This is a genomic window from Phormidesmis priestleyi ULC007 (genome assembly GCF_001895925.1).
GTDB lineage: Bacteria > Cyanobacteriota > Cyanobacteriia > Leptolyngbyales > Leptolyngbyaceae > Phormidesmis_A > Phormidesmis_A priestleyi_A.
The window spans coordinates 43,154-51,666 of sequence record NZ_MPPI01000036.1 but is presented as its reverse complement, the minus strand read 5'-3'; the positions used below and the strand labels follow the sequence as shown (position 1 = coordinate 51,666).

General features: G+C 49.7%; 5 protein-coding genes and 1 pseudogene. 3 read left to right on the top strand and 3 right to left on the bottom strand.

Annotation, left to right across the window (positions count from 1 at the left end):
- Window positions 1-174 precede the first annotated feature (174 nt).
- Both BRW63_RS21380 and BRW63_RS21375 read right to left on the bottom strand, forming a co-directional pair.
- Window positions 175-357, bottom strand: a pseudogene (locus BRW63_RS21380) (transposase); the annotation flags it as partial.
- 253 nt (window positions 358-610) lie between these two features.
- Entirely contained in the window at window positions 611-1,090 is a 480-nt protein-coding gene (locus BRW63_RS21375) for a hypothetical protein (protein WP_073074431.1), read from the bottom strand.
- A 283-nt stretch (window positions 1,091-1,373) separates the two neighbouring features.
- On the opposite strand from BRW63_RS21375, the gene BRW63_RS29100 reads away from it, so the two are divergent.
- The 3 genes from BRW63_RS29100 (at window position 1,374) to BRW63_RS21365 (ending at window position 6,385) form a co-directional block, all read left to right on the top strand.
- Window positions 1,374-2,192, top strand: a complete 819-nt coding sequence (locus BRW63_RS29100) for a hypothetical protein (protein WP_219898667.1) — start codon at window positions 1,374-1,376, stop codon at window positions 2,190-2,192.
- 27 nt (window positions 2,193-2,219) lie between these two features.
- Entirely contained in the window at window positions 2,220-5,807 is a 3,588-nt protein-coding gene (locus tag BRW63_RS21370; protein ID WP_219898666.1) for a nitric oxide synthase oxygenase, read from the top strand.
- 221 nt (window positions 5,808-6,028) lie between these two features.
- Entirely contained in the window at window positions 6,029-6,385 is a 357-nt protein-coding gene (locus BRW63_RS21365) for a helix-turn-helix domain-containing protein (protein ID WP_083583142.1), read from the top strand.
- A 91-nt stretch (window positions 6,386-6,476) separates the two neighbouring features.
- On the opposite strand, the gene BRW63_RS21360 is transcribed toward BRW63_RS21365, so the two are convergent.
- Entirely contained in the window at window positions 6,477-8,222 is a 1,746-nt protein-coding gene (locus tag BRW63_RS21360) for a mechanosensitive ion channel domain-containing protein (RefSeq protein WP_083583140.1), read from the bottom strand.
- Between the last annotated feature and the right edge of the window lie 291 nt (window positions 8,223-8,513).

The following is an 8,513-nucleotide window of genomic DNA, read 5'->3' as shown; positions in this document are numbered from 1 at the left end:
GGCAACAGTCAAGAAAGGCTCAGAACCACACGGTCGATTGGCGATTTACCACCGCAGATGCTCGCGTCAAACTGAAGCGGCTTTATCCCTCAATTCAACCTTGACTCTCTACTAGGGGTTAGTCGAGTTCAGATCCTTGAAGATTGTGTAAGTCGAATCACTAAAGATTAAAGTTCTTCCGCTTCCTGCCACAGTTCCGATCGCGATCGCACTTTTGCCTTTGATAAAGCCCATTCCTTGAGACACGGAATAGTTCGACGGAATCGAGATCAGTCTATGCACGTGATCTGCACATAAATGCCCTTCTTCGATCCAACACTCCTTCTGTCGTGCCAGTTCGTGAAAGATTTTTCCTAATCCTCAGACCTGATTAGATTATTTATGCAACAAAGCCAACATATATAACAATCATAGACAACAGAAGAGTAGTTGCTACGCAGTTCCCCTCAGGGGTAACGCAGCATCATTCCACAACATTGTTGCGATCGCCCTTAATTCCGTTTCTCGCAGTTCAGGGACTCTTATCGATCGCCACCAAGTCTGTAAAACCTGGATCGCTTCTGACGATCGAGGTTTCCTTAATGCCAAGGCATTACCCCAACAAAAACCGTTACCAAGAGCGGATAAACTCACGAACTGCCCGACGAAACTCCTGCCCTTTTGGATCACCTGGAAGCGCGATCGGGTCAGCCGAGAAAACATAGTAAACGTCTCCACCATCGGTCACCTCAAAGCTGGCAGAGCAGACTTTTGCCCAATCATCGAGATGACGACGCGCGATCGCAGGTTCTAACCGAGTCGCAGTCGCAAAATCGAGTAGAGAAATCCGTCCGCGATTGACTTGCAAAAGCTGGAAAAACCGTTCTCGCAGTGCGTGACGATGTGCTTTAGCGCTGCCGTAGAGAAGAAGCCCGCCCACTGCGGAGGGTGCCAAGCCAAAGATCACGGTTGGTATCCACAGAGCCGCTAATGCCCAACCTGTCGGATGCCACAATGCCATACCTAGCAGCAGCCCGATCGACACCGTGCCGCCGCCACATAGAAACAACCCACCTACTAGCTTTCCTGCAACACTCAAAAAGCGATTCATCCCCATGCCTCGCGTTAGTTCAAAGATTTTTACCCCAGAGGAGCCTCTTTCACACTAGCTCGTTTTTTTCGATCTGGGAGTGGCTCGATCGCACGGCTAACCGTCCTTCAAACTCCAAAGAATTTTTGTTTGAAGATGGATTTCCTTACGCAAACCTCGGAGGTTTTGGAAAAGACTGAAAACAACTTCCCCACTGTTTTAATACTTGCGATAGATTACACTTAGACATTTTGTGTCTATCTCACAATCTTTCGGGTTCCTCTGCTCCTTCTGAACTTACAAGATGCCTGATCTTCAAATTCTCAACAGTGCGCGAACTGTACATCTGACCGAAGTCTCTGCTACTGAGTTTCCTGCTTCCAGTCATTATAAGTATAAGTGCCGAGTGCAGCTTCTCTCCCAGGAAGGTGAATCACTACTGCAAAAGGATTTATTTTCCCGAATGCAGCCAAGCTGGTTAGTAGAATTAAAGAATCAGGGAGACTGCACGATCGTCCTTACTCTGTGCTATCGGGAAGGCGATATTAGCAACCCCTGGCAGGATGCGGGCACCGTGACCTTTACAACCCAGGAGTCTTTAAACGGCGACTCCAATGCCGATCTAGCGTTTCCGATTACGACCTGGGAACAAGCCCCGCAGCTAAAGCTGAAAGTCCGGTTGACCGAAAGCACGAGTGAAGCCAGCAGCAGCACGGTTGCAGTCTTCAGTCAGCAGAATGGGTTTCGTCGTCGCAAAGGCACGGCAGAAAAAGTGGAGATTGATCTACCTCAGTCCCGACCACTGACTGCACAGGACGAAGTGATCGTCAAAGACGTGTGGAACAAGCTACGGGCGTGGAAAGAGCTAGAGATGGAAACGTTTCTGAAGCGGCTGTTGCTAGAAGAGCCAGATCTTGAATATCTGTTTGGGGAAGCGATCGATAGCATGAACGACTTCTTCTATGAGTTGTTTGACTGCGCGATCCACCAGCTTCAGCCCGAAACTCAAAATATCGTCGGTGAACCTTTGATGGGCATCCCGCCTGAAAAAGGCGATGGACTGGATTCGGTTGAGGATTACGGCAAGTTTTTTGCAGGAATCGGGCTACGTCCGCAGCACTGAATCAAGGCGCGGCAGGTGTGGATGTGGATGCTGCCATCGATTCCGTATCTGGAGGAGTACGATCGCGAGGATCTGCAAAAAGGCGCAAACTCTGCCCTCTACAAATTCTTTGATACTCATATTATTCTGCCGATGACTGCGGCAGTACGTCGATACAATGATGCTCTGCCGCCAGAGATGCTGCAAGAGATGGCAGCTTGCTGGGAGGTGTTTGGTCAAAACAAGCAGCAAATGGGGATGGAGTTTTACCAAATCCTGTTTGAGAATTATCCCTCCGTGTTGCCGATTTTTGGACGGGCAGATATGGATCATCTGTCGATGCACCTGTTTCAAGCGCTAGAATTTTTGGTGCGCTGTCTGCGGAGCGGCAGCAGTGAGGAGATGTTGCAAGAACTGCGCTTTTTAGGACAGGTTCACAGTTTTGCGGAAGTTCCGACGTGTGCTTATCCTGCCATTACAGATACGCTATTTACCCTATTTGAGAAGTACCTGACAGACTTTACCCCAGAGTTACGGCACGGATGGCAAACGCTGATGGATCGCGTCGTCGGCGTGATTAAGCTACCGATGCTCAATCAAGAGCGCATTCTCAAAAAAGCCAAGCAGTTCCTTGATCTGATTTCGTCAGAACAGGCATGGGAACTGGAGGACAAAGAGCGCCGCTGGAAAGAGATTCGTGAGGAAGTCAACGCGACGGGAACCTACGCCCACACTTATGAAGAACTGGCGTATGGCACTCAGGTTGCGTGGCGCAATGCCTCCAAGTGTGTCGGGCGAATTTCCTGGAACAATATGGTGGTGCGCGATCGTCGCCACATTACTGACCCCGATGAGATGTTCCGCGAATGTCAGGAACACGTCAAGTTTGCAACCAACGGCGGCAACTTGCAGATTACGATGACCGTCTTCCGCCCCAAGCAGCCCAAAGAACGCTGGGGTTCGCGCTTCTGGAATTCGCAACTCTATCGCTATGCGGCGTATAGAATGCCTGATGGCAGCATCATGGGCGATGCGGCAAATCTGGGTCTGACCGATGCCATTATCAAATTTGGCTGGCAACCGTCAGAACCCCGCACTGCCTATGACATTCTGCCTCTGGTGATCGAGGTTCCGGGTCAGGAGCCAAAAATGTATCACTGGCAGCCAGAAGAAGTGCTGGAAGTGCATATTGAGCATCCTACCGTTCCAGAAGTTAAAGAGATTGGGATGCGCTGGTATGCCATTCCTGCGATCAGCAATTTCTCGGTGCATATTGGCGGCATCCAGTATGGCTGTATGCCTTTCAACGGCTGGTATATGGACACCGAAATCATGCGAGATTTCCTCGATGAGTCTCGCTACAACAAAATGGAGGAGATTGCCCAAGTTCTGAAGTTAGACACCAGTTCTGAGCAGACTTTGTGGCGCGATCGGGTGGCTTTAGAACTCAATGTGGCCATTCTCCACTCCTTCCAGAAAGCGAAAGTGACAATGGTCGATCACCAAACGGCATCGCGTCAATTCCTCACCCACGACTTGCGGGAGAAAAAAGCAGGGCGGGAATGCCCTGGGGACTCCGGTTGGGTGGTTCCGGCAGCAGGCGGCAGTACCTGTCCGGTTTGGCATCACCAGATGCGCGATTTTTACCTCGAGCCTGCCTATCACCATGCCGCTGATCAGTGGGCGATCGAAGACGGCATCGACTTGGACAAACTAACGGCGGTTGCGGATGAAGACGGGGACAGACAAGATCGGATTTTGATTCTCTACGCCTCTGAAACGGGAACCGCAGAGGGGTTTGCTCGTAAAGCCGCACGGCAGTTACAGCGATTCCGCCCGAAAGTGATGGCACTCGACGAATACCCGGTTGAAACCCTAGCGAGTGAGAAGCTGCTGCTCATTGTCACCTCGACGTTTGGCAATGGCGAAATGCCCAGCAACGGTAAGCGATTCTTGCAATGGTTGAAACAGCAGCCTGCGGGGTCGCTCGGTGGCTTGAACTATTCTGTATTGGGCATCGGCAGCACCGTGTATGAGCAGTTCTGCGCGGCGGGAACTTCTGTAGATAAAGCTTTAGCAAAAGCGGGAGCGAATCGCGCGGCTCCTTTGCATAAAGGGGATGAGATTAAAGGTCAAGCAGACACCTTCAAGCAATGGTTGGGCTTGATCTCTCGCGTGTTGGGTGAAGATGCAACCGCTGGCGATTCGGCAAGCGCAACGGCTCCCAAACTCGCCGTGACCTTCCTAGACGAGACGAATCTGCCGCCCCTTGCTGCTATTTCAGGCGATCGTGGCATTGCCGTTCCCGTGATTGCCAACGACGAATTGCTGCAAGAAGTGATTCCGGGCAGCCGTTCTACTCGTTACATCGCTTTCGACATTGCCGATACTAGCTTGCAGTATGAAACGGGCGATCACGTTGCCGTTTATCCCTGCAATCCACCGGAACTGGTCGATCGCCTCTGTGCGCGAGTTGGAGTTTCTCCAAACACCTACTTTACAGCTCAGTACGTCACGCCCGATGGACAGACCACAGACGATCAGCCTCCGGTTGCCGTTCCGACTACGGTTGTTCAGCTACTTTCTGAAGAACTCGATCTGGCATTACGCGAACCCTTTAACGAGTTGTTGGCGTACCTATACTCCGTTGCTCAAAATCCGCAAGAAAAGCATCGCTTAGAAACCTGGCTAGAGATTTTGCGGCAGGGCGAAGATCATTCTGACAGTGTGGCGCTCAGGAAGACGATTACCGACACCTGCATGAGCGTTGCCGATCTGTTTGATCAGTTTCCTTCGGCTCCGATCTCGTTAGACGTTTTGCTAGAACTGTTACCCAAGCAAAAGCCGCGCCTCTACTCCATTTCCTCCTGTCCGTTGCTGCATCCTCAGCACATTCAAATTACGGTAGGAGTCCTACAAATCAAAACGGATGCGAACAAGACGAGACAGGGGCTTTGCTCTAACTATCTGTCTGGACTGCAACTTGGCTCTCAGGTTCGCATTGGGGTTCGCACCTCTGGATTCCGTCCCCCGATCGATGCTCAAGCCCCGATGCTGATGGTCGGCCCCGGCACTGGAGTATCACCGCTGATTGCCTTCCTACAATATCGGGAAGCGCTGCAAAAGCAGGGAACAACCTTAGGGGAGGCTTGCCTCTACTTTGGCTGTCGCAATCATACTGATTTCCTCTACGGCGACCAACTGATTACTTGGCAAAATCAAGGCGTGTTGACTGATCTACAAGTTGCCTTCTCTCGTTTAACAGACCAGAAAGTCTATGTTCAAGGCTTGATGCAAGAGAACGCCCAAGCACTTTGGCGATCGCTAAGTCATCCTCAGTGTCATTACTATGTCTGTGGTGACGCGAAGATGGCAGACGATGTGTTTGAAGGGTTTATGACGATCGCTAAAACGATCGGTCAACTCTCCCACGTTGAAGCCGCCGCGTTTTTCGATCAGATGAAGAAAGAACACCGTTTTCATACCGATGTGTGGGGCGTGCAGCTCAACTTCAAGCAAGCGATTCAACAGGTGCAAAAGGACAACTACTCGAAGGCTGAGAAGTGGCTGGAGCGAGTAAAACAACCTACGGATGAATCAGTAGCCACCGAGGAAAGCCAACCATTAATGGTTTAGACAAATTCAGCCTAATCTGAGAGAGCCAAGAGACTATGATTAGGCTTCCTGGCTCTGTTTTTTTAATGTCAGTTCGACAGAAGTAGTTCACTCTGATTGTGAATTTGGGAAGCCCCCTTGTATCTTTCAGAAGCATCATGAAAGCTCCTCTATTTGTCTGCCCCTTGAGTCCAATTGAACGAACGGCACTCAAATAAGGATTACGCTCCAGAGATGCCTTCATCCTACGGCGCTGTCAAATTCTGCTCTCAAGTGCCAAGCATCAACGCCCCAAGCAGATCGCCACTCAACTCGGCTGTAGTGTGCAAACGGTGAGAAATACGATTCGAGCGGTTGAGCGTGACGGACTCCAGTGTTTGCAAGCCCAATCGACCTGTCCGACAACGGTGGAACCAATGTTCAATTCTGCAAAGCAAGAACAACTACGCGCCCTATTGCATCAGAGTCCACGCAACTTTGGCAAGGCTTGGATTGTCTCACCCGATGAGCAATACGCGCTAAAAAAGCATCAACGCAACCGATTGATTTGCTTGAGTGAACAGTATCCGAATTGGGCACTGGATCTGCACACAAATTGACTGCACCAGAACTGAAAGTCCGAATTTGTCAGTATTTTGATTGTCCCTTACTCGATTCGCTTGCAAAGCAGGTTTCCTAAAATTGCACTAGCTAAACTTGGCGATCGCCGGAATGATCTTCCAGTTTGGCAGAGGTATCGATCGAGTCAACTCGAAACCTGGGTGGAGTATAGTCTTGGGGTAGATAACTGCCTGGAATTGTCGTCGTATTGCCATCCCGAAGCGCTGAGTAGTGTGGCGAACAGATTTCAATCTCTGCTTCGTTAAACTTATCTTGAATGTTTTGATGAAGCGTGGAATAGATGGCGGGCATCTTTTCAGGATGAACGGTATGAGCTCTCAATTCATAGTTGACGTAGAAATCGGTAAGAGCAGTTTGCAGCACAAAGGGAGACGGGTTTGGCAGAATATCCGCCGTAGCAAGGGCAGCTTCAACTAAAATTTGGTGAACCCTACGCCAGGGAACGTCGTATCCTAACGTAACAGTTGTGTGCAAAATCAGGGGCGTATTGCTGTCTCTCACTAAAGCACTATAGTTGGTAATATTGGCTGCCATGAGCGCAGCATTGGGAATCGTCACGAGTTCATTGTTTAAGGTACGAATTCGAGTCACAAGTGCCAGTTTTTCCTCAACATCTCCCAAAACGCCTCCGATTTGGATGCGATCGCCCAGTTGAAATGCTCGTGTATACACCAGAATGAAGCCAGACACAATATTGGCAACGGCTGCGGTTGCCCCCAGCGAAACGAGCGCTCCCAAAAATAGGGAGATCCCTTGAAAAGCAGGTGATCTCGATCCAGGCAGGAAAGGGAAGGCGACAATGACCGCCAGCGCGATAATTAAGTAAGACAACAGACGGTAAGTGGGTTCTCCCCACTCAGGATAAAACCCGCGAATTGAAAAGGCACGGCGGCTGATCCCGTCAAAAACGCGTTTGAGAAAACGCAGCAGGTAATAAGTTGCAATCACAATCAGCCCCACCATCAGCAGGCTGGGCAAATAATTGACAAACGCAGTCCAAACCGTCACGCCTAAATTGCGGACATAGCTAAACAGGTGGCTGGCAAGCGGTCGAGTTTGAGGAAACAGGTTGAGAATCAGCGAGAAATAAACGTAGAGAATCGTTAGAATTAGTCCTATCCGCAGCAGACTGGTCAGATCCAGCAGCAAATCTGATAGTTGATCTGAGGACATTAGCTCAAAGTTTTGAATCTGCAAGCTCGGAACCCGGCGGTTTCGCTGTCTATCTAACCAGCGATGAAAATGAGGAACTGCATTATTGAGAATGATCAACAGCACAATCAGAGCGATCGTGCAAACTACAGCAATGATTGCTGCCCGGATCAAGTAGCTGGCGCTACGCTCTTGCCTGTACTGACTCACAGATTGCCGGATGTGCTGCGAATAATCATTCGTCAACGCTTGCTGAGATAGCCCTGCTGCTTTTGCATCTGCTGCTGAGACAGTCACTAAGATATTATCCTCAGCGTAGATCACAGAATTTCCTTCTACCGAGGCAGTTGCGATCGCCTCTAGTGGAATTGACTGGTTATCAGCAAAACGCTGCAATCGATCGGAAACTCGCTGCGCCCGTTGTTCAAGTGAGGCAAACTGAGATTTGTCGCGAATCACAAAGACAGGCTGGTTATCTAATTTCACTGCTGCGCTAGCAGCTTTACCTGTCGTAACAGGTGGCGTTTGCGAGACTACGCTAAGCGAAGTTGTGACGATCAAAGCTGCAATCAAACAGATCAAGGCTGCTGCGCGGATGCATCGCCGGATGGGATAGGAAAGCGATCGCCAAGAATGATGGAAGGAGATTGGCTGCTGGTTCATTGAGTCATCATGGAAGGCGAGTAGAGTAAAAGTTTTTAACAAATAAAAGATTTTAGAACAAGAAGGTAAGGAGATATGACCTGCTCAGAAAGTAGCAGATGGCGATCGCTTTATCAATTTCCTACCTTCCTTTAAACTCTTACTTGCAACACCAAATTCATCGATAATGCAGAGATGAACGATCGAGAACACCCCCATGAGAAAAGCAACCAGTAGTTATCCTGCTCTGTCTCAAAAGTTAGATAGCTGAAAATCGTTACATACGCTAGGTTTGAGAAGACTGATTCCTAA

Bases quoted from the DNA above. Each gene is read 5' to 3' on its own strand.
- BRW63_RS21370 (WP_219898666.1), top strand. From the start codon at position 2,220: ATGCTGCCATCGATTCCGTATCTGGAGGAGTACGATCGCGAGGATCTG.
- BRW63_RS21360 (WP_083583140.1), bottom strand. From the start codon at position 8,222: ATGAACCAGCAGCCAATCTCCTTCCATCATTCTTGGCGATCGCTTTCC.
- BRW63_RS21375 (WP_073074431.1), bottom strand. From the start codon at position 1,090: ATGAATCGCTTTTTGAGTGTTGCAGGAAAGCTAGTAGGTGGGTTGTTT.
- BRW63_RS29100 (WP_219898667.1), top strand. From the start codon at position 1,374: ATGCCTGATCTTCAAATTCTCAACAGTGCGCGAACTGTACATCTGACC.